The sequence below is a fragment of the Bradyrhizobium sp. Arg816 genome, from assembly GCF_029989365.1.
Taxonomy (GTDB): Bacteria; Pseudomonadota; Alphaproteobacteria; order Rhizobiales; family Xanthobacteraceae; genus Bradyrhizobium.
This window is the reverse complement of the sequence record NZ_JAPRAQ010000002.1, coordinates 198130-218413: the sequence shown is the minus strand read 5'-3', so window position 1 is coordinate 218413 and position 20284 is coordinate 198130. Positions and strand designations below refer to the sequence as shown.

Below are 20284 nucleotides of genomic sequence, written 5' to 3'. Positions count from 1 at the left end.
ACGACCATGTGGATATTCAGTGACTTCAACGAGATCAAATCCGCGGTCGGCACCGAGATCGGCGCGAGCGACTGGATCGAAGTGACCCAGGATCGGATCAATAAATTCGCCGAAGCAACCTGTGACGAGCAATGGATCCATGTCGACCAGGACCGCGCCAGGAAGGAAGCGCCCGGCGGCACCACCATCGCTCACGGCCTGCTGTCGCTCTCGCTTGCTCCACTGTTCATTCGATCGGTGATGGGCTTGAAAGGGCTGCGCAACACGCTGAATTATGGCGCGGATCGCATCCGGTATCTGGCGCCGGTGCCGGCGGGCTCAAAGCTCCGCGGTAGGGTCACGGTCGCTGAGACCGAGGACGTGCCGCCAGACGGCTTGCGCGTCAACTATCATCTCGTGATCGAGATCGAGGGCGGCAAGAAGCCCGCTTGCGTCGCCGAGCTGATCGCCCTGCACTATCGCTGAGTGCGCTCAGTCGATGATGTGATACCCGCCATCGATATAGAGAACGCCCCCGGTGATCAGCTTGGCGCCATCGAGCGCCAGGAACGCGGTGGCATTGCCGACGTCGTCGATGCTGACCAGGCTGCGCGCCGGCGCTTTTGACTGCGCCTTGTCCATGAGCTCGTCGAACTCCGGGATACCCGACGCCGCGCGCGTGGCGAGCGGGCCGGGCGAGATCGCGTGCACGCGGATCCCCCTTGGGCCAAGTTCGGCGGCCGCGTAGCGGACGGCCGCTTCAAGCGCCGCTTTCGCCACGCCCATGATATTGTAGTTCTCCACCACCATCTGGCTTCCATAATAGGTCATGGTGAACATCGTGCCGCCGTTCTTCATCAGCGGCTCGGCGAGATGCGCCATGCGCAGGAATGACCAGCAAGAGACGTCCATCGTCTTGAGGAAGCCATCGCGGCCGACGTCTACCACGCGGCCATGGAGCGCCTCCTTCGGCGAGAAGGCGATCGAATGCAGCAGGAAATCGAGCTGTCCCCATTCCTTCGTAATCCGCTCGAACACCGCCTCGGTCTGCCCCTCCGTCATCACGTCCAGCGGCATGAAGATCGGCGCTTCCAGCGCCTGCGCGAGCGGCTCGACGTGTTTCTTGGCGCGATCGTTGAGGTAGGTGACGGCCAGATCGGCCCCAAGCGCACGAAATGCCCTCGCGCACCCCCAGGCGATGGACTGGTCGTTCGCGATGCCGACGACGAGGCCCTTCTTGCCCTTCAGGGCAACCTTTGCATCCGGGAACACGGGGATCATGACACCCTCTCTTGCCTTGGATTAGTCGATTGTCCGTTCATCAACAGCGACAGCGTATGCTGTGCGATCATCAGTTCTTCGTCGGTTGGCACGACGTAGACGGGGATGCGGCTGTCGGAACGCGAGATCAGCCTGGAATTGCGCGCGTTCTCGACGGGATCGAGCGTGCCGCCGAGCCATCCGAGCTGCTCGACCACGCGCGCGCGAATGTTCGCCGAATTCTCGCCGATCCCGGCCGTGAAGACGAAGGCGTCGAGGCCCTGCAAGGCGGCCGCGAGCATGCCGGCGCTGAGACCGATCCGGTAGACGAAATAGTCGACCGCGAGCTTCGCCTTGGGGTCGGCGCTTGCCTCCAACTCGCGCATGTCATTGCTGACGCCGGAGAGCCCCTTCAATCCGCAGTCGCGATAAAGGAAGTTCTGCACATTTGAGGCCGACATCCCTTTCTCGGAGATAAGGTAGATCACGACCCCGGGATCAATCTGCCCTGGACGCGTTCCCATCGGCAGACCATCGAGCGCTGTGAAACCCATGGTGCTCTCGACGCTGCGCCCGTCCTTGAGCGCGCACATCGACGCGCCGCTGCCGAGATGGGCAACGATCACCCGCCGCTTCGCGATATCGGGCGCCAGGCGCGGCAGCGTCCGGGCGATATATTCGTAGGACAGCCCATGAAAGCCATAGCGCCTGACACCCTCGGCATGAAGTTGATGCGGAATAGCATAGTGGTCGGCAACGGCATCATGCGTGCGGTGAAATGCGGTGTCGAAGCAGGCAACCTGTGGCAGCGTCGGGAAGTTCGCCAGCAGCGAACGGATCGGCGCCAGATTGTGGGGCTGGTGCAACGGCGCCAGGGTCACAAATCGTTCGAGACGGGACACGACGCCGTGGTCGATCAGTACCGGCCGCGAATAGTCCGGCCCACCATGCACGACCCGGTGACCGACCGCGATCGGGGTGACGCGAAGTTCGTCCCGCAGCCAGTCGCCGGCAACGGCCATCGCCGCCGGAACATCAGGCACAGCCTCGATCGGATAGGCCCGATCGGCCATCGGATCGCCGCTCGGGCCACTTGCCCGCAGACGCGGTCGGCTGCCGATACCGTCCATCTGTCCCTTGATCTGACGACGAAGCGCACCGTCGCCTTCGATCGCATAGACCTGAAACTTCACACTGGACGAGCCGGCATTGACGACGAGGATCGTATCCATGGCGATCACGCGGCAACCGTCGGCGCCTTCTGGCGCCGGGCATGAGCATAGAGCGCGGCGACCGCACAGGACGCCATCCGCGAACGTGGCGAATCCGCGCGCGAGGTCAGCACGACGGGCACGCGCGCACCGAGCACGATGCCGGCGCCATCGGCCTTGGCGAAATAGGCGAGGTTCTTGGCGAGCATGTTGCCGGACTCGAGGTCCGGAACCATTAGGATCTGGGCGCGGCCGGCGACCTCGGATGTGATGCCCTTGATCCGCGCAGCTTCCAGATCGATGGCATTGTCGAAAGCCAGCGGGCCGTCGAGGATGCCGCCGGTGATCTGGCCGCGATCGGCCATCTTGCATAGGGCCGCGGCTTCGATGGTCGAGGGGATTTTCGAGGTCACGGTCTCGACGGCAGACAGAATCGCCACCCGCGGCTTCTTGCCGAACCCTGCCTGGTTGTAGAGGTCGATCGCGTTCTGAATGATGTCGCGTTTGGCGTCGAGATCGGGGAAGATGTTGATCGCCGCATCCGTCACGAAGATGGTCTCTGCATAGGCAGGCACATCCATCACGAAGACATGGCTGATACGTCGGTCGGTGCGTAAGCCACCGGTCTTGGCCGTGACGGCGCGCATCAATTCGTCGGTGTGCAGACTGCCCTTCATCAACAGCTCGCCTTTGGCGGCATGGATGAGCTCGACGCCCTTGGCCGCAGATTCGTCGCTGTGCGCGGCATCAACGATCTCGAAACCGGACACATCGAGATCGCACCGGGCGGCAGTATCCCTGATCTTCCGCTCGGGCCCGACGAGCACTGGCCGGATAATGCCAGCGCTTGCGCTATCGACGGCGCCGCGCAGCGAGGTCTCGTCGCAAGGATGCACCACGATGGTCGGCGTTGGCGGCGCACCCTTCGCCGCCGCGATTAAGCGGTCGTACTTGCTACCGGGCTGGGTTTGCGTCGTGTCGGCCGACATGATGTCACTCCCGATCCTGCCAATCCGCGTTACGACGCCCGTGCCTTGGGATCGAATGGGGCGACGTTCGATGTCAACTCCCCCTCTCCGTCCAGACCAAAAAGCGCGGCGACGCGCTTCAGGCGATTGGCCCGCTCGCCGGTGATGTCCGCACTCGCCGACAGCACCTCGCACATCGCCGAGAAGGCCGCACGCCGCTGGTTGGTGTCGTCGGGCAACAATTTCGGGATCGCGGCGAGAGCACCTTCGCGATCAAGAAGCAGTATGAAGAACTGCTCACGCACCAGCTTCTTGAATTCCGACAGCGTCATGCGGGCGCCGGTATGGTCACGCCGAACCTGCCGCAACGCCTCGATGCTGCGCTCATCCACCATGCCGCGTGCGGAGCCAACATAGAGCAGCGCGCGGAGGGCCGCTTCGCGGAGCCCGCCCTCACCGATGTGCGATTTAAGCTCGGCGATCCGCGCCGCGAGCATGGCGCGATGCTCCGGCGACATCTCCCGGCGGCGCGAGGGCACCGAATTGGGGTCGACGCCGACCGCGGCCTGGAGCAACGGCGAGCCGTAGAGGTTGAGGAAGACGATCTCGCTCACCGCCTCCTGCGTGTCGCGCCAGCTATCCAGCGCGTGGACGATCTGCTTCGACATCTGTTCCTGAAATGCCAGGAATGGATTGTCCTTTGAAACCGGCTTGCGGTTCGTCTCGACACGATCGGCCGCCGACTTGACCGTGGACATCCAAGGGTTCTGGCTGCTGAACGCCTCGTATTGCAGCCGCAGCGGATGCATGTTGCGGGCCCATTCCGCGAGTTGGGGCGTCACCATGCCCTTCACCCACGGCCGCATGAATTTCCGATAAGCAGCGAGATTGAGCTCCGAGACACGCTTGGCCGCAGCAAAGCGCCGCTCGTCCTCGGGCGAATTTCCGCCCATCGCGCGGATATCATCCAGCGTGCGGGCCTCGCACCGCATCACCCACTGGCCTGCCGCAAGATCCGCATTGAGCGTTTCGTTGCCACGGGCCTCGAACGTGGCCTCGTAGAGTCCTGGCGGCAGCACGTCGATCAGGTCGATGTTGCTGGAGAACTCAGCATGCTCCTTCTTCGCCACACCCCCGGATACGAAGATGCCGAGATGACCGATACTCTCGTGAACGGTATAGACAATGGTCTGGCCATAGGCTCTGATCTCGTCGACGTCGGCGTAGCAGTCGAGGATCCAGTCCAACGCCTGCTGCGGCGGGGTGACATTGTCGCCCTTGGAGCAGAACACCACGATCGGCGAGCGAATGTTGCGCAAGTCGACCTTGCCGCCGTCGGACATCTCGATCTTGCCGGCTGCGAGATTGTTGCCGATGAAGAGCTCGTCGACGATGAACTGGATTTCCTCGGCATTGAGATTGACGTGTCCGCCCCACCAGCGCTCGAAATCGAGATAGCGTTCCGCCTCGCTATCGACCTTGGAGTAGACGTTGTACTGCTTGGTCCAGAGCGTATTCGACGGGTTCTGGTTCTCGAAATTCTGCACCAGCCAGGCGCCGTCGAACTTGCCGGCGCCGAGATCGCTCGTGAGCGCCGTGAGCCAGCTTCCGCCCAGCAGACCGCCGGAATAACGCATTGGGTATTTGCCATGCACGCCTGCCCAGTAGGCCAGCGGCGCACCGGCGATGATCAGCGGCCCGAATAATTCCGGCCGCAGCGACGCCAGGATCATGACGGCCCAACCGGCCTGACAATTGCCGATCACGCAGGGCTTTCCGTCGGCGTCCGGATGACGGCTGATGACTGTCTCGATAAAGATGGCTTCCGCGCGCGCAATGCGTTCGATGGTCTGCCCGGGCATCGGCTCCGGAAGGAAGCCGATGAAGTAGCAGGGATGCCCCGCCTTCATGGCGACGCCGATCTCGCTATCGGCCTTGAAGCCGCCGATGCCGGGTCCATGGCCGGCGCGCGGATCGACCACGACGAACGGACGCCGGCTCATGTCGATCTCAACATCCTTCGGCGGAATGATGCGCACCAGCGCGTAGTTGACGGGCTCGTCCAGCTTCCGGCCGTCCGTGATTAATTCAGCGGCATATTGCAGGACATGCGGAGCGGTCTGGGCGACGTGCTCGCGATACTGGTCGCCGCGCTGGCGCATGATGTCGAGGAACAGGACGCTGCGCTGTCCCGCATCGACCATGTATTCCACGGCCGAGGCGACCAGCCCCGACATCGGGCCATCAGGCAGCTTTAAGTCTTTGATCGCCATGTTCAAGTCTTTGATCGCCATGTTCGACCTCGTCATCGCGCGAGGTCATTCAAAATGGTCGGCGGTGGCTGACGTTGATTTAGGTCAACGGTTAGCAACGGTGTTCGCGTCAATCGGGATCGACCAACTGCCCCGCTGGGGCGCGCCGCAATCGGGCCGCGGGAGAACTTAAGTGCCGGATGCCGCAAATTATAGCCGCCAGGAGAGACTACGCGACGGACGATTGGTCGATATCCGGGCGCTTCGTCCCGAGGACGAGTCCGACATGCTCGCCGCGCTCGAGGAGACAAGCGCTCAATCGCTCCAACGCCGGTTCTTTGTGCCGAAACGCCACTTTTCCGAACGGGAGCGCGCTTTCTTCATGGAACCCGATTTTAGGAACCATGTGGCGCTCGTCGCGTGTACGAAAGACGAAGGCCGCAGCACGATCATCGGCGGTGGCCGCTATATCATGTTCGAGCCTGGACGGGCCGAGACGGCTTTCGTCGTGATCGATGCCTGGCAGGGACGTGGCGTTGGCGGGCTGCTCACGCGCCATCTGATCGCTATCGCCCGTGAGGCCGGATTGACGGAGCTGATCGCCGAAGTACTACCGGAGAACGCAGCGATGCTCCGCGTCTTCAACAAGTTCGGCTTCAAGCCCACAACGATCCGCGAACCCGGTGTAGTTCACATGGCATTGAATCTGACCTAATACGCGGCCGGCACGAGAGCTCCAGCATCGAGAGAAATGGCGGCGGCGCGTCGCGCCACCGTCCGTTGGTACAGGCACCTGCAGGCGCTCGCCCTCAGCCCAGGCCTGAATTTTCCGCCGCACGCGATCTGTCAGGCGAGCGTCAGCCTGTTCCTCTAGCTTCGCAACATGTCGGCTGCCGACACACGCAGCCTTCTCAGCAATCCCGGACACTGGCGACACCTCCCAGGGCGTCGCTGGTTGCGAGGCCCGGTTGGATTCGCCTCCATTTCCGGGCCTCGTTTGCTGCCACAAAAGAAAACGGCGCCCCCAAAGGGAGCGCCGCGCGAGACTCTTTGTAGCTGCGTTGGCTCAGTAGCCGCAGGACGCGCAGCCCATCTGCACTGGCGCGTAATAGGAATACCCGGGCGAAACCATCTCGACGCGCTGGCGCGTGGCGTATTGCGGCGGGATGCGTTCGTACTGGACGCTCGGCGGCGCAACCATCACGGTCTGCGGCACCATCACGGTGCGGTACTGCGCCGGCGTGCGGTGCGCGACGGTCGCGCCGGGAGAAACCATCACGGTCTCGTCGACGGTGCGGTATTGCGGCTGCACGTATTGCTGCTGGTAGCAGGTCTGGCACGGCGGCGGCGCGTAGCAATTGTAGCAGCCGGCGGAGGCCGCGCTCGTCATGGAAATCGCGGCGACGACCGTTGAGAAAACGACAGCGAGAGTACGAGACATTGTGGTGGAGCCCCAGTTGCCCAAAATGGATTTGCGAAGGTCGCGAGCAATATACGCTGCAACATGCCGAGCTGCCGAACTTCGTCGAGCATCCTTAATGCGAACGGCCGGCTTTCGCCGGCCGTTCAGAGCTTGTTGACCATGCGCGCGAGGCGCGGACGGTGCCGCGCTTACTTCGAGCGACGCTTCACCTCACGCACCGCGCCGCGCGCGGCGCTGGTGGTGAGCGCAGCGTAAGCTTGCAACGCGGTCGAGACGTTGCGCTTGCGGCCCGTCGCCTGCCAGGCGGCGTCGCCCTTCGCCTCTTCCGCGGCACGACGCTTGGCGAGCTCCTCGTCGGAGACCTCCAGCGTGATGCTGCGGTTCGGGATGTCGATGGCGATGCGGTCGCCGGTTCGCACGAGCCCGATGTTGCCGCCTTCGGCCGCTTCCGGCGACAAATGGCCGATCGACAGGCCAGACGAGCCGCCGGAGAAGCGGCCGTCAGTGACGAGCGCGCAGGCTTTGCCGAGGCCCATCGATTTCAGATAGCTCGTCGGATACAGCATCTCCTGCATGCCGGGGCCGCCGCGCGGACCTTCGTAGATGATGACCACGATCTCGCCGGCGACGACCTTGCCGCCCAGGATGCCTTCCACTGCGGCGTCCTGGCTCTCGAACACGCGCGCGGGGCCGGAGAACTTCAGGATCGAGGCATCGACGCCGGCGGTCTTCACGATGCAGCCGTCCTGCGCGAGGTTGCCGTAGAGCACGGCGAGACCGCCATCCTTGCTGAAGGCATGCTCGAGGCTGCGGACCACACCCTTCTCGCGATCGCTATCGAGCTCGTCGTAACGGCGCTCCTGGCTGAAGGCGACCTGGGTCGGAATGCCGCCGGGCGAAGCGCGGAAGAACGTGCGGACAGACTCGCTCTTGGAGCGCTTGATGTCCCAGCGCTCCAGCGCGTCGTTCATGGTCGGCGCATGCACGGTCGACACCGAGGTGTCGATCAGGCCGGCGCGATCGAGCTCACCCAGAATGCCCATGATGCCGCCGGCGCGATGCACGTCCTCGACATGGACGTCGGCGACCGACGGCGCGACCTTGCAGAGCACGGGCACGCGGCGCGACAGCCGGTCAATGTCCTGCATGGTGAACTCGACCTGCCCTTCATGGGCCGCCGCCAGCAGATGCAGCACGGTGTTGGTCGAGCCGCCCATGGCGATGTCCAGCGTCATCGCGTTCTCGAACGCCTTGAAGTTGGCGACGTTGCGCGGCAGCACGGAGGCATCGTCCTGCTCGTAATAGCGGCGGACGAGATCGACGATGGTGTGGCCGGCCTCGACGAACAGGCGCTTGCGGTCGGCATGGGTGGCGACCACGGTGCCGTTGCCGGGCAGCGCGAGGCCGAGCGCCTCGGTGAGGCAGTTCATCGAGTTCGCGGTAAACATGCCCGAGCAGGAGCCGCAGGTCGGGCACGCCGAGCGCTCGATCACCTTGACGTCTTCGTCGCTGACCTTGGAGTCGGCCGCGGCCACCATGGCGTCGATGAGGTCGATGGCCTTGGTCTTGCCCTGGAGCTTGACCTTGCCGGCCTCCATCGGTCCGCCCGAGACGAACACGGCGGGGATGTTGAGCCGCAGCGCGGCCATCAGCATCCCGGGCGTGATCTTGTCGCAATTGGAGATGCAGACGAGACCGTCGGCGCAATGGGCGTTGGCCATGTACTCGACGCTGTCGGCGATCAGCTCGCGCGACGGCAGGCTGTAGAGCATGCCGTCATGGCCCATGGCGATGCCGTCATCGACCGCGATGGTGTTGAATTCCTTGGCGACGCCGCCGGCCTGCTCGATCTCGCGGGCGACGAGCTGGCCGAGGTCCTTGAGGTGGACGTGGCCGGGCACGAACTGGGTGAAGGAGTTGACGACCGCGATGATCGGCTTGCCGAAATCGGCATCCTTCATGCCCGTCGCGCGCCAGAGGCCGCGGGCGCCCGCCATGTTGCGGCCGTGGGTGGTGGTGCGGGAGCGATAGGCTGGCATGGCGGTTTCCGTCCTCGGTTGGGTCAGCCGGGCGGAAAAATGGAAGCCGCCTCAGGCCTTTCCGGCCGGATAGCGCACGGGCTGGGCGCGCGCAACGGGAACTTGCCCCGAAACGGCCCGGATCGGCCCCGCGCAGGCCTCCCCTGCTCCCGGCGCGGGTTATTGCAGGGTCGCGCCAGCGCCGGAGGGACGCTGCAGTCGCTAGCGCTTCGGCTTGGGCAGCACAATTCTCCCCTGGGAGGCAATGCCGCCCCACTTGGCGGACCACCCGACTTCCGAGGCCGAGGATGGCTCGATGCCTGCATGACCCCGGGCACCCTGCAGTGCAAACAGGGCGCCTTGGGGATCCACACATCGTGCGATCCAGCAGCCATCAGGCAATTCGATCGGACCCTGGAGGATCCGGCCTCCACCCGCATTCACATGCTTCGTCGCAGCGCCGATGTCGTCGACATTGAAGTAATGCAGCCAACATGGCTGCGCTACGCTCGAGAATTTCGTCAGCATGCCGCCGACCGTTTGCCCCCCCGCCGAAAACAATTGATACCAGTCCGCTGGATCGGTTTGAGCGTCGGCCTTCTGCCAACCAAATAGTTCTCTGTAGAAATCGAAGATCACGGTCCGGTCGGCAGCCAATAGCTCATGCCAGCCTACGCGCCCCGGCTCGTCCAGCCGGCCCGGTTTCCATCGGCCATATGTCGGTTTCTCGATCAGCCCGAACGTCGCTTTCTGCGGATCGGCAGCGACTGCTATTCGGCCAATATTGGTGTCGGTCGGCGGCACAAAGATCGTGCCTTCGAGACGCCTGATCTGCGCGGCAGTCCCGTCCAGGTCGTCGACAGCGACGTAACCCATCCATCTCGGCGTTGCGCCTGATCTCCGCCCCTCTTCCGGGATATCCATAAGGCCGCCCAGCGGGGTGCCGCGGCTACGAAGCACCGTGTAAGGCAGTTCCGGAGTCGATTCATCCTTCACGCCCCAGCCGACGACCTTGCGATAGAATGCGCCCGCCGCCGCGACGTCCGTGGTCAGCAATTCGTACCAAGCGAAACGTCCGAGTTGATCCGCCATGCCGATCTCTCCGTTCAAACCTGGATGCGATTGCGGCACTGCACCAAGTCGCACTCGCTGCGCGCAAGGTCGGTGGATTGCCGATGCCCTGTGTCAACGGGGTGTGCCGATTCCGTTCATGAAGATGACTACATCCTGAACGTGCGCCATCATGTTTTTTGTGCGCGTCATTCTTGCTTGCCCAATTTCCCGGGCGTAGAATTACCGCGGCTGGGATACTTCTTGCAATGCTCGGAGGTTTGACCATGCGGCAGGCGAAGCAATCTTCTAAAAGGAAGAAGCGAGTTACCAAAGTCGCCGTACCGGCATTCGGAGCCGCAGGGTTGACGTTCTCGCTGGCGGGCGGCGCAGCGGCATCGGCCGTTCCGACACCCGACGTACAACACATGCCGAACTTTGTACCGGGTGACGCAATCACGCTCGGTGAAGAGGAAATGGCCGACGTCAGCCTCGCCACGTTCCATCTCTTCGACAAGGAAGATGCGGCTGGCCGTGTGCAGGTGGCCTGGCGCGGATGCGGCGGTTGCCGCGGATGCGGAGGCTGTCGGGGATGCCGAGGCTGCCGGTGTGGCGTCGGTTGCCGATGTGCGGGTTGTGCCGTTGGTGTTGTGGGATGCGCCGTATCATGCGCGGGTTGCTGCGCATCGTGGGGCCGCTGCCGCTGGTGCTAGCGTTCCGAATGGCGTGTCCACGAGCCGATATATCATTGGCCGGCTCTGAGAAGGGGGCCGGCCAAATGCTTGGTTTCGCTACGACGCGTGCATCGATGGCTTGCCGGCGACGGGCGAGTTTGTTCCAACTCTCTGGGAAAATACCAGCGTGCGGGCACGACGATCCGTCTTGCGCCGGCGATCTGACGTGACGGCAACAGGATCAGCGTGCTGACTCAATGAATGCCAATCGCAAGACCCGCGTTGCGCGGCAGACCCGCAAAAACCTCCTCCGATTCGCACCGAACTTCACCGCCTACGTACTGCCTCCCGATGCGGTTTGCCTCTATTCCGAGGATCGCAAGTTCTTCCTGCACGGCGAACTCTACTGCGCCCTCGCCACCGCGATCGGGCAACACGGCAAGGCCAGGCCGGAAATCATTCGCCAGCTTTCGAAGCGCTTCCCGGCCGACAAGATCGAGGAAGCAATCAAGCGGCTGCTTGATCGCCGATATGTCGTTGCGCGGACCCCGCCAGCATTCGACGAGGCCGTCGGCGGCTTTTGGGCAAGCCTCGGCTTGTCTCCAGAGGTCGCGGAACAAAATCTTCGCAATTGCCCCGTTCAGGTCGAGTCGATTGACGTCAAAGGCGCCAAGGAGCTGACCGCGGCCTTGAGTAAGCTCGGCGTTCAAATCGCCAAGCGCTCGCCGAAGCTCACGATCACGCTGGTGAACGATTATCTTGACCGGCGGCTCGCCGAACTGAACCAGGAACGCGTGGCCGGCCAGACGCCCTGGCTGCTGGTGCAGCCCTCCGGCGCCTTTCCGCTGGTCGGGCCCGTGTTCAAGCCGGGCGAGAGCGCCTGCTGGACCTGCCTGTTCGATCGCATGATCCGCAACCGGGAGATCAAGGGATTTCTTGACCGGGGACCGGCGCGCGCGGTCGCCGTATCGCCGCTCGTCGACGATCCCGTCGGAGAGACCGCAATCCATTTCACAGCCGTCGAGATCGCCAAGGCGATCGCCTCGGGCTTTCGCACCGATCTGCGCGATCACATCGCAAGCTTCGACCTGGCCGGCGCCGTCATCGCCAAGCACTACGTCGCGCGACGCCCGCAATGCCCAACCTGCGGCAGCAAGAAGCTGCACAATCCGCGCCGATCTCCGGCCCTGGTCGAGATCGCCGAAGGCAAGAAGCTCGTCATGACCAGCGGTGGATATCGCACTGTGACGTCGCGGTCGACGGTGTCGCGCTTCCGCAAGCATGTGAGCCCGCTGACCGGCGTGGTCTCCCGGCTTGAGCGGATCGACGTTGATCTGCCGATGAACACCAATTACTTCGCCCAGCACAATTTCTCCGCGCCGGCCCACAGCATCGACCAGCTCAGGTCCGGATTGAGTGGGGGCAGCTTTGGCAAGGGCTCGACGGCTGAACAGGGCGAGGCAAGCGCGCTGATGGAGTCGATCGAACGCTATTCGGGCATTTTCCAAGGCGATGAGATCAGGACGACGCGCCGCTTTGTCGATTTCGCGCCTGGCGACGCGCTTCTTCCCAACGACGTCCAGCTCTTCAGCGAAACGCAGTTCAAGAACAGGTTTCTGCAGCAGCCGGACGATCCCCATCCGGTGCCCGAGCCGTTCGATCCCTCGACGAGGACCGAGTGGTCGCCGGTCTCGTCGTTGCGCGACAAACGCTTCAAATATCTGCCGACCGGCCTCCTGTACTTCTTCTATGGCGGGTTTCATACGGATTCCAACGGCTGCGCGGCCGGCAACACACGCGACGAAGCCATCGTTCAGGGCTTCCTCGAACTGATCGAGCGCGATGCCTACGCGATCTGGTGGTATAACCGGCTGCAGCGCGCCGAGGTCGATCTCGGGCAATTCGACGATTTCTATGTCCGGGATCTCCAGGCTCAATTTGCGGAAGCCGGTCGCAAGCTATGGGTGCTCGACATCACCACGGACCTCGGCATTCCGACTTACGTGGCGATCATGCACTGGATGCAGAATGGACACGAGAATATCGAGTTCGGTTCCGGCGCGCATTTCGACCGCCATATAGCGCTGCTGCGATCCCTCACCGAACTGACCCAATTTATGTCCGTCGGCATGATGGGCGGCGCAAGCGGCGAGAAGCCGACCCTCGACGGTGTCACGCCGCTGCGCCTGGAAGACTACCCGTTCCTGGCACCGAGCGACCACCCGATCGTGCCTCCAGCGCCGAGCCTCAAGCTTCACGACAATACGCGTGACCAGGTCATTGCCTGCGTCGAGATCGCCGCCCGTGCAGGCTACGATTTCCTCGTCCTCGACCAGACACGCCCCGACGTCGAGGTTCCGGTCGTCAGAGTGCTCGTTCCCGGCCTGCGTCATTTCTATCGCCGTTTCGCACCGGGTCGCCTTTACGATGTGCCGGTGAAGCTCGGATTGTTGGACCGGCCGCGACCGGAAAGCGATCTGACTTCATTCCTTCCACACACCTGAAGGGCTGCTCTTTCGTGCGCGCTCCCCGGAAAAAGCCGACCAGGAAGATCGCGCCAGACATTGCCGCCCGGCTGGGCCATCATTTCTCCCTCCAGATCCAGCCGGACGGAAACATCGCCGCCATTCTGGGCGACTATTCCGTCAACCTCGGACAATTCAGCGCGGCCGCGATGGACTGCGCGCGACATCTGAGCACCGGCCTTCCGCTCGCGTCGTTTGCAGGCAAGAGCGCCCTCGCGAGAGACGTCGACGCCCTGGTGCATCGCTTGGCCCGGCAGGGGCTTCTGGAATACCGCCTCTCCTCTTCGCGTAATACGCAGGACTTCGTGGTCATCGAGCCGCAAGTCCCAGAATACTGGCCGCGGCGCGCGAAGCTGGGCAGTCGTGACACCATTGTGCTATCGCGCTTTGCCTTTCTGCGCCGACGCGGCAACGAGTTGGTGCTGGAATCGCCACGCGCTGGCGCGTTGTTCCGGATTGGCGATCCCGCCATCGCCGCCACCCTCGCTGCGCTGTCGCAGCCTCGGACGATCGGCAAGCTCGACCAGAAGACAGCTTCCTCCACCCTCCATCTGCTCGAACTGTTGCTGGACAGCCAGATCCTGCTCAAGCTCGATGCGAAAGACGGACAAGGCCTGCGGGTGAACGAGGGCGACGGCAACCTCGTACTCTGGGATTTCCACGATCTGGTGTTTCACACGCGGAGCACGGAGGGCCGGCAAGCCAATCCGGTCGGCGCCGCCTTCACCTATGCCGGCGTCGTTCCGCCGTCGCCGGCGGTGCGTCCGCCCTGGGCCGGCAGCAAGATCGACCTGCGCAAATTCTCCTCCCCGGAGCCGAACTCCGGCTTCCCGAAGCTGTTGCGCGAGCGCCATTCAACACGGGATTTCGACGACAAGAATCCGGTCACGCTCGGCGAACTCGCGCAGTTTCTCGACACCAGCGCGCGCGTGTTGTCCGAATGGAAGAGCGAGCCGTATTTCGAAGGCGGTCCCGACGTCACCTACAGCACAAGGCCTTATCCGTCGGCGGGCAGCGCGTACGAGCTGGAATTGTACCTTACCGTCGCGAACTGCGACGGGCTTGCGCGCGGGCTCTACCACTACGATGCAGGGAGCCACGCGCTCGTCGCGATCAACGCCTCCCCCCAGCAACTCCAGGCGCATTTGGCGGCTGCCCAGTTCGCCATGGACGCGCCGGGGCAGCCGCAAATCCTCATCACGATCGCGGCGCGTTTTGGGCGGGTCTCCTGGAAATACAGCTCAATCGCATATTCGCTGATCCTGAAGGATGTCGGCAGCCTGATTCAGACGCTTTACCTGTCGGCGACCGATATGGGCCTCGGCGGCTGCGCCATTGGCAGCACCAACATCGATCTGTTCGCGAAAATGACGGAGTTGGAATTCCATATCGAGGGCCCGGTCGGTCAATTCGCGCTCGGGCGCGGCAGGACGCCGGAGGTCCAAGGCTAGAAGCGGGCGTCCGACCGCAAATCGGCGCACGCGTCGGGCCGTCGCCCTATTGCAGGGTCGGATCGAGCCGGTCGCGCAGCCAGTCGCCGATCACGGAGACGGCCAGTGTGGTGATCACGATGGTGGTCGCCGGCGCCAGCATGATCCAGGGCGCCCGGGTCAGGTACTCGCGGCCATAGCCGACCATGTTGCCGAGGCTGGTCATCGGCGGCTGTACGCCCAGCCCAAGGAAGGACAGGCCGGATTCCATCAGGATCACCTCAGGGAAGACCAACGTGGTCGAGACGATCAGGGTCGAGGCGATGTTGGGCAGAATATGCCGAAGGTAAATTCGCGACGGCGTCGCACCGAGCTGGCGGACGGCCGCGGCATAGCCTTGCGCATTGGCGGAGATGGCGAGGCCGCGGGCGATACGGGCGTAGCGCTCCCAGCCGAACAGACCCATCAGGCCGATCAGCAGCGGCAGCGAATTGCCGAAGAAGGCGAGCACCGCGAGCGCCATGATCAGGAACGGCATGCTGGCCTGGAAGTCGGTCAGCATCAGCACGAACTGCTCGACGGCTCCGCGAAAGTGCGCGGCGAGAAAGCCGAGCGTTGTGCCGACGATCGCCGAGATCGCGGTCGCGCCGAAGGCGATCAACAGCGAGATACGGATCGAGACGAGGAGCCGCGACAGCACGTCGCGGCCGAGCTCGTCGGTGCCGAGCCAGTGCGCGACATTGCCGGGCGCAGCCAGCCGGTTGCGCAGGTCGAGCTGGGTGAAGCCGTAGGGCGCGATTTTCTCGGCAAACGCCGCGATCACCAGCATGGCGACGATCCAGCTGATCGCGAGCGCGACCGAGACCGGGATCGCGGGAAGGCTGATGCGGCGGCGGACAGCCGTGTCCTTCAACGTCGCATCGGTCATGCGTGCGCTCCCTTGGCGCGGAGGCGCGGATCGAGGAAGCCGTAGAGGAAGTCGACGATCAGATTGGACGTGACCATGGTCAGCGCGACCAGCAAGAGAATGCATTGCACGACAGCGAGGTCGCGATTGGCGACGGCGACGACCAGCAGGCGCCCTACTCCGGGCCAGGCAAATACGCTCTCGACCACGACCGCGCCCGCGATCAGCGTGCCCACCATGAAGCCGAGAATGGTGACGGTCGGGATCGCCGCGTTCGGCAGCGCATGCGACGTCACCACCTTGCGCCACGGCACGCCCTTGGCCGAGGCGGTGCGGATATAGGGCTGGCCCAGCACCTCCAGCATGGCGCTGCGGGTGAAGCGCGCCAGCACGGCGGCACCGCCGAGGCTGAGTGTCACGATTGGCAGGATGGCGTGACGCCAGCTGTCCTGCCCGCCCGACGGCAGCCAGCCGAGCTGCACGGCGAACACGAGCACGAGCAGCAGCGCAAGGACGAAACTCGGCACAGTGAAGCCCGCGACCGCCGTCATCATCACGGCGCGATCGATTCCCGAACCGCGGTGCAGCGCCGCGTAGATGCCGGCGGGAATGCCGAGGGCCACCTTGAAGAAGAAGGCCGGCAGCGTCAGTGCCAGCGTTGCCGGAATCCGCTCCAGCACGAGCTCGATTGCCGGTCGCCCGTCGCGCATGGAGCGGCCGAGCTCGCCCTTGGCGATGGCGCCGAAATAGTCGAGGTACTGGAACCAGATGGGATCATCGAGCCCCCAGGCCTTGCGGAACGCAGCTAGCACTTCCGGCGGCGCCTCCGGTCCCAGGATCATCAGCGCGGGATCGCCGGAGAGCCGCAGCACCACGAAGGCGAAGGTGACCACGAGCACGATCGTCAGCGCCGCGCGTCCGATCCGAATGGCAAGATAGCGTCCCATCAGGCCGCGTCCCGCGTCTCGGCCTGCGGCCCCGTCACGAGATGGCAGGCGACTTGCCTGTTGCCGCCGACGGCCGACAGCGCCGGCACCTCGCTCGCGCAGCGCGCGATAGCGCGCGGGCAGCGCGGATGGAAGGCACAGCCTTGCGGCCGCGCCGCCGGGTTCGGCGGATCTCCCGCCAGCACGATGCGGCCAGCGCTGCCGCGGCCCGGTGCCGGCGAGGCCGAGACCAGCGCCTGCGTATAGGGGTGTTCGGGACGCGCGAAGAGATCGTCGGCGCTGCCGATCTCGACGATGCGGCCGAGATACATCACGGCGACGACATTGCTGATCTGCCTGACGACGCGCAGATCGTGGCTGATGAACAGCAGCGTCAGCCCAAGCTGGGCCTGAAGATCGCAGAGCAGATTCACCACCTGCGCCTGGATCGAGACGTCGAGCGCGCTGACCGGCTCGTCGCAGACGAGGAAATCGGGCTTTGTCACCAGTGCCCGCGCCAGCACGATACGTTGACGCTGGCCGCCGGAGAGCGCGCCCGGATAGCGCGCGCCATGTGCCGGTGTCAGCTCGACGGCGCGCAGCAATTCGCGGACGCGTTCATCGCGTTCAGTCGGCGTGCCGAGACCGTGAATGTCCAGCGGCTCGCGGATTTGGGTCGCGACCGGCAACCGCCGGTCCAGCGCCCCCAGCGGATCCTGGAAGATCATCTGCATGCGCGCCCGCTGCGCGCGCCACGCCTTCGTCCCCGGCACGGCCATCGGCTTGCCGTCGAACCGCACCTCGCCACGATCCGGCGGCTCGAGACCGAGCACGATGCGACCGGTGGTCGACTTGCCCGAGCCGGACTCGCCGACGAGGCCGAGCGTCTCGCCCTTGCGGATCGCAAGTGACAAGCCGTCGACCGCGTGAACCGCCGTGCTGCGACCGAACATCCCGGATCGCATCGCGTAGCTGCGCGAGATCGAGGACACCTCGACGAGCGGCGCGCTCATTCGGCGGCGATCCCGAGCAACGCGCGGCGCGAAGCTTCAGCGCGGATGCAGGCAACCATGCGATCGTTTGCGATCGGCGCCAGGCTCGGCACGGCAAGTCCGCATGGCTCGGCCGCCACCGCGCAGCGCGGCGCGAAGGCACAGCCGCTTGGCATGTGCGCGGGATCGGGAACGGTCCCCGGAATGGCCGTGAGACGCCGACGCGGTCCGTCGAGCGGCGGCAGTGCGCCGATCAGGCCTTGCGCGTAGGGATGCACCGGATCGGCAAAGAGCTGGTTGGCGAGCGCCTGCTCGACGATGCGGCCGGCATACATCACGGCAACGCGGTCGCAGTTTTCCGCGACGACGCCAAGATCATGGCTGATCAGCACCATCGCCATGTTCATCTCGCGGCGGATGGTCGAGAGCAGCTCCAAAATCTGCGCCTGGATGGTGGCGTCGAGCGCCGTGGTCGGCTCGTCCGCGACGAGGAGATCGGGATTTCCGGCCAGCGCCATCGCGATCATGATGCGCTGGACCTGGCCGCCCGAGAATTCGTGCGGATAGGCTTCGAGCCGCCGCGCCGCATCGGGAATGCCGACGAGATCGAGCAGCCGCCGCGCTTCGGCCTTCACCGCCTCGCCTGAGAGATCGCGATGCAGTGCCAAAGTCTCGCAGAGCTGCTTGCGAATGGTCAGCACCGGATTGAGCGCGCTTGCGGGGTCCTGAAAAATCATGGCGACCCGTCCGCCCCGCACCCGGTCGAGCTCACCCGCGGGCGCGCCGAGGATTTCGCGTCCGTCGAGCCGCACGGAGCCGGAGACTCTTGCATGCCGCGGCAAGAGGCCGAGCGCCGCAAGCCACGTCACCGACTTGCCGGAGCCGGACTCGCCGACGAGGCCGAGGGCCTCGCCCTTCTGCAAAGCGAGATCGACGCCGCGCAGGACCGCTACACCGTTGAAGGCGACGCTGAGGCTCTGGATGCTGACCAGCGGCGTCGCCATTTACGCCTCGAAATTGCCGGCGCGGAAATCCATCGCGAATGCCGGCGACGCCTTCCACTTGATCGACTTCGGCTTCGCGGTGAAGGTCGCGTTCTGGTGCAGCACCGTATAGGCGGGATCCTCGCGCTCGGCGATTTCGAGCATGCGGTGGAACGCCTTCTTGCGGGCGGCCCGGTCGGTCGAGGTCTCCAGGAACTCCGAAAGCTTGTTCAGTTCGGCGTTGGTCCATTCGCCGATCTGCTGCTGCTGACCGTTCGGCCCGTGCTGGGCGACCAGCGACGAGACGGGATCGTTGAAGGCCGCCGAGTTCGACCAGTCGCGTACCGCGCGCGTCGGCGCGCGTTCCATGATCTGCGACCAGTTCTCCTTGGTCTCGATCTGGACGTTGAGGCCGACCGATTTCCACATCTCGACTAGCACCTGCGCGGTCGCGACCTGGTTGGTGTAGTAGTTGTTGAGCAGGCGATAGGGAATCGGGTCGCCCTTGTAGTTGGCCTGCTTCAACAGATCCTGCGCGAGCTTGGGATCATAGGCCGGCACGCTCCAGTCGGCGTTGAACATATCGCCATAGAATTCCCACTGCAGGCCCTTCGGCACGCGGGTACGGCCCGCCCACAGGCTGTCGACGATCGCCTGGCGGTCGATCGCGTGGGTGAAGGCGCGCCGCACCAGCGGATTGGCGAGCACGGCGTTGTTCTTGTCGAACACGGTCAGGCGATGATTGAGGATGGTGCCGCCCTGCACTTCGAACGCTGAGTTCTTCTCGATGCCGGCAATCTGGTCCGGCGGGATGTCGCAGGCGAACTGGTATTCGCCCGACAGCAGCCCGTTGATACGGCTCGCGACCTCGGGCACTTCGAGGAAACGGATACGCTTGAGCGGCGGCCGGCCGCCCCAATATTCGTCGTGGGCTTCCAGCGTCAGCGACACGTCGGGCTTGAGCTCGACGACCTTGTACGGGCCGGTCGTAACAGGCTTGCGCGCCCAGTCGAGATAGCTCGCGGACTGCTCCCAGGCGCGGCGGTTCATGATGTCGGAGCCGTAGCGCGACAGCCGGCCCTCGATCGTGACGTCGGGCGTCGCGTTGTAGAAGCGCACCGTGTACTTGTCGACGGCATCGACGCGCACGAGGTCCGGCCAGATGCGACGGGCGACGGCGGGCACATCCGGCGGCAGCTCCTTGCCCGGCCGCGGAGTCGGGATCTTCTCGAAGGCCTGGATGGTGGAGCGGCTCTTGGCCTCGGTCTCGCCGAACATGCGCTCGCGGCTGAAGGTGAAGACGACGGTCTTCAGCCGTCAGCTCGTCGCCATTGTGGAACTTCACGCCCTGGCGCAGCTTCACCTCGACGGTCTGGTCGTCGATGCGGCGCCACTCGGTGGCAAGACCCGGCACGGCCTCCAGGCTGCCGCGCCAATTCTTGGAGATCAGGCCCTCCCAGATCGAGGAGAAGAACACGCGCTCGCCGACGTTCGATTGCTCGCGCAGCACGTCGAGCACGTTCGAATTCGTCACCTTCTGCACGGCGATCGTCACCGACGGGCGGTTGTCGGCCTGCCCGATCGCGAAGCGCGGCAGGAGAAGCGTGCCCGCGGCAGCGCCGCCGGACTTCAGGATGGTGCGACGGGTGAGTTTGCTCATGACGAAAAGCCCTGCCCTTTGTGATG

The 20284-nt window shown here is 64.4% G+C and carries 15 protein-coding genes and 1 pseudogene; 4 read left to right on the top strand and 12 right to left on the bottom strand.

The genetic code is table 11. From position 1 onward, the window contains the following. Positions 1–6: 6 nt before the first annotated feature. Positions 7–465 (top strand): MaoC family dehydratase, encoded by a 459-nt coding sequence (locus OWC48_RS06065; RefSeq protein WP_282519144.1) that lies wholly within the window; start codon positions 7–9, stop codon positions 463–465. Positions 466–471: 6 nt separating this feature from the next. On the opposite strand, the gene fabI is transcribed toward OWC48_RS06065, so the two are convergent. Genes fabI through OWC48_RS06045 form a run of 4 tightly spaced genes read right to left on the bottom strand, consistent with a single transcriptional unit; the run spans position 472 to position 5691 of the window. Continuing rightward, positions 472–1260 carry an enoyl-ACP reductase FabI gene (gene fabI / locus OWC48_RS06060; RefSeq protein ID WP_282519143.1) on the bottom strand — a complete coding sequence of 263 codons (789 nt, stop codon included), beginning with the start codon at positions 1258–1260 and terminating at the stop codon, positions 472–474. Beyond that, complete coding sequence (locus OWC48_RS06055; RefSeq protein WP_282519142.1) at positions 1257–2471, bottom strand: acetate/propionate family kinase; 1215 nt, start codon at positions 2469–2471, stop codon at positions 1257–1259. The genes fabI and OWC48_RS06055 overlap by 4 nt, the downstream gene beginning before the upstream one ends. A 5-nt stretch (positions 2472–2476) precedes the next feature. Continuing rightward, complete coding sequence (locus OWC48_RS06050; protein ID WP_282519141.1) at positions 2477–3439, bottom strand: phosphate acetyltransferase; 963 nt, start codon at positions 3437–3439, stop codon at positions 2477–2479. 29 nt (positions 3440–3468) lie between these two features. Next, complete coding sequence (locus tag OWC48_RS06045; RefSeq protein ID WP_282519580.1) at positions 3469–5691, bottom strand: DUF3141 domain-containing protein; 2223 nt, start codon at positions 5689–5691, stop codon at positions 3469–3471. A 172-nt stretch (positions 5692–5863) separates the two neighbouring features. On the opposite strand from OWC48_RS06045, the gene OWC48_RS06040 reads away from it, so the two are divergent. Then, positions 5864–6385, top strand: coding sequence for a GNAT family N-acetyltransferase (locus OWC48_RS06040; protein ID WP_282519140.1), 522 nt, complete (start codon positions 5864–5866; stop codon positions 6383–6385). A 351-nt stretch (positions 6386–6736) separates the two neighbouring features. Here OWC48_RS06040 and OWC48_RS06035 read toward each other — a convergent pair whose 3' ends face one another. The 3 genes from OWC48_RS06035 to OWC48_RS06025 all read right to left on the bottom strand — a co-directional run bounded on the left by OWC48_RS06035 (position 6737) and on the right by OWC48_RS06025 (position 10203). Beyond that, on the bottom strand, positions 6737–7060 hold the full coding sequence (locus tag OWC48_RS06035) for a hypothetical protein (RefSeq protein WP_014495230.1): 324 nt from the start codon (positions 7058–7060) through the stop codon (positions 6737–6739). Positions 7061–7281: 221 nt separating this feature from the next. Next, positions 7282–9132 (bottom strand): dihydroxy-acid dehydratase, encoded by a 1851-nt coding sequence (gene ilvD / locus OWC48_RS06030; RefSeq protein WP_282519139.1) that lies wholly within the window; start codon positions 9130–9132, stop codon positions 7282–7284. 201 nt (positions 9133–9333) lie between these two features. After that, the gene (locus tag OWC48_RS06025) at positions 9334–10203 is read right to left on the bottom strand and encodes a VOC family protein (protein ID WP_282519138.1); all 870 of its coding nucleotides are present in this window, start codon (positions 10201–10203) and stop codon (positions 9334–9336) included. An 889-nt stretch (positions 10204–11092) separates the two neighbouring features. On the opposite strand from OWC48_RS06025, the gene OWC48_RS06020 reads away from it, so the two are divergent. Together OWC48_RS06020 and OWC48_RS06015 are read left to right on the top strand one after the other, a co-directional pair. Beyond that, positions 11093–13339 carry a TOMM precursor leader peptide-binding protein gene (locus tag OWC48_RS06020; RefSeq protein ID WP_282519137.1) on the top strand — a complete coding sequence of 749 codons (2247 nt, stop codon included), beginning with the start codon at positions 11093–11095 and terminating at the stop codon, positions 13337–13339. 14 nt (positions 13340–13353) lie between these two features. Next, positions 13354–14811: a SagB family peptide dehydrogenase gene (locus tag OWC48_RS06015; RefSeq protein WP_282519136.1), complete on the top strand. Its 1458-nt coding sequence runs from the start codon at positions 13354–13356 to the stop codon at positions 14809–14811. Between the two features lie 46 nt (positions 14812–14857). Here OWC48_RS06015 and OWC48_RS06010 read toward each other — a convergent pair whose 3' ends face one another. The 5 genes and pseudogenes from OWC48_RS06010 to OWC48_RS05990 all read right to left on the bottom strand — a co-directional run bounded on the left by OWC48_RS06010 (position 14858) and on the right by OWC48_RS05990 (position 20258). Continuing rightward, a complete protein-coding gene (locus tag OWC48_RS06010; RefSeq protein ID WP_282519135.1) occupies positions 14858–15718 on the bottom strand; it encodes an ABC transporter permease in 861 nt (286 codons plus the stop codon). Next, positions 15715–16644, bottom strand: coding sequence for an ABC transporter permease (locus OWC48_RS06005; protein WP_282519134.1), 930 nt, complete (start codon positions 16642–16644; stop codon positions 15715–15717). The genes OWC48_RS06010 and OWC48_RS06005 overlap by 4 nt, the downstream gene beginning before the upstream one ends. Further along, the gene (locus OWC48_RS06000; RefSeq protein WP_282519133.1) at positions 16644–17636 is read right to left on the bottom strand and encodes an ABC transporter ATP-binding protein; all 993 of its coding nucleotides are present in this window, start codon (positions 17634–17636) and stop codon (positions 16644–16646) included. Before OWC48_RS06000 ends, OWC48_RS06005 begins: the two co-directional genes overlap by 1 nt. Continuing rightward, positions 17633–18619 (bottom strand): ABC transporter ATP-binding protein, encoded by a 987-nt coding sequence (locus OWC48_RS05995; protein WP_282519132.1) that lies wholly within the window; start codon positions 18617–18619, stop codon positions 17633–17635. The genes OWC48_RS06000 and OWC48_RS05995 overlap by 4 nt, the downstream gene beginning before the upstream one ends. Further along, a pseudogene (locus tag OWC48_RS05990) lies at positions 18620–20258 on the bottom strand (ABC transporter substrate-binding protein). Positions 20259–20284: the final 26 nt, after the last annotated feature.

Excerpts from the sequence above, each read along its gene's own strand:
- OWC48_RS06050 (WP_282519141.1), bottom strand. The coding sequence starts at position 3,439 with ATGTCGGCCGACACGACGCAAACCCAGCCCGGTAGCAAGTACGACCGC.
- OWC48_RS06005 (WP_282519134.1), bottom strand. The coding sequence starts at position 16,644 with ATGGGACGCTATCTTGCCATTCGGATCGGACGCGCGGCGCTGACGATC.
- OWC48_RS06035 (WP_014495230.1), bottom strand. The coding sequence starts at position 7,060 with ATGACGAGCGCGGCCTCCGCCGGCTGCTACAATTGCTACGCGCCGCCG.
- fabI (WP_282519143.1), bottom strand. The coding sequence starts at position 1,260 with ATGATCCCCGTGTTCCCGGATGCAAAGGTTGCCCTGAAGGGCAAGAAG.
- OWC48_RS06025 (WP_282519138.1), bottom strand. The coding sequence starts at position 10,203 with ATGGCGGATCAACTCGGACGTTTCGCTTGGTACGAATTGCTGACCACG.
- OWC48_RS06055 (WP_282519142.1), bottom strand. The coding sequence starts at position 2,471 with ATGGATACGATCCTCGTCGTCAATGCCGGCTCGTCCAGTGTGAAGTTT.
- OWC48_RS06000 (WP_282519133.1), bottom strand. The coding sequence starts at position 17,636 with ATGAGCGCGCCGCTCGTCGAGGTGTCCTCGATCTCGCGCAGCTACGCG.
- OWC48_RS06045 (WP_282519580.1), bottom strand. The coding sequence starts at position 5,691 with ATGGCGATCAAAGACTTAAAGCTGCCTGATGGCCCGATGTCGGGGCTG.
- OWC48_RS06065 (WP_282519144.1), top strand. The coding sequence starts at position 7 with ATGTGGATATTCAGTGACTTCAACGAGATCAAATCCGCGGTCGGCACC.
- OWC48_RS06010 (WP_282519135.1), bottom strand. The coding sequence starts at position 15,718 with ATGACCGATGCGACGTTGAAGGACACGGCTGTCCGCCGCCGCATCAGC.
- OWC48_RS05995 (WP_282519132.1), bottom strand. The coding sequence starts at position 18,619 with ATGGCGACGCCGCTGGTCAGCATCCAGAGCCTCAGCGTCGCCTTCAAC.
- OWC48_RS06020 (WP_282519137.1), top strand. The coding sequence starts at position 11,093 with ATGAATGCCAATCGCAAGACCCGCGTTGCGCGGCAGACCCGCAAAAAC.
- ilvD (WP_282519139.1), bottom strand. The coding sequence starts at position 9,132 with ATGCCAGCCTATCGCTCCCGCACCACCACCCACGGCCGCAACATGGCG.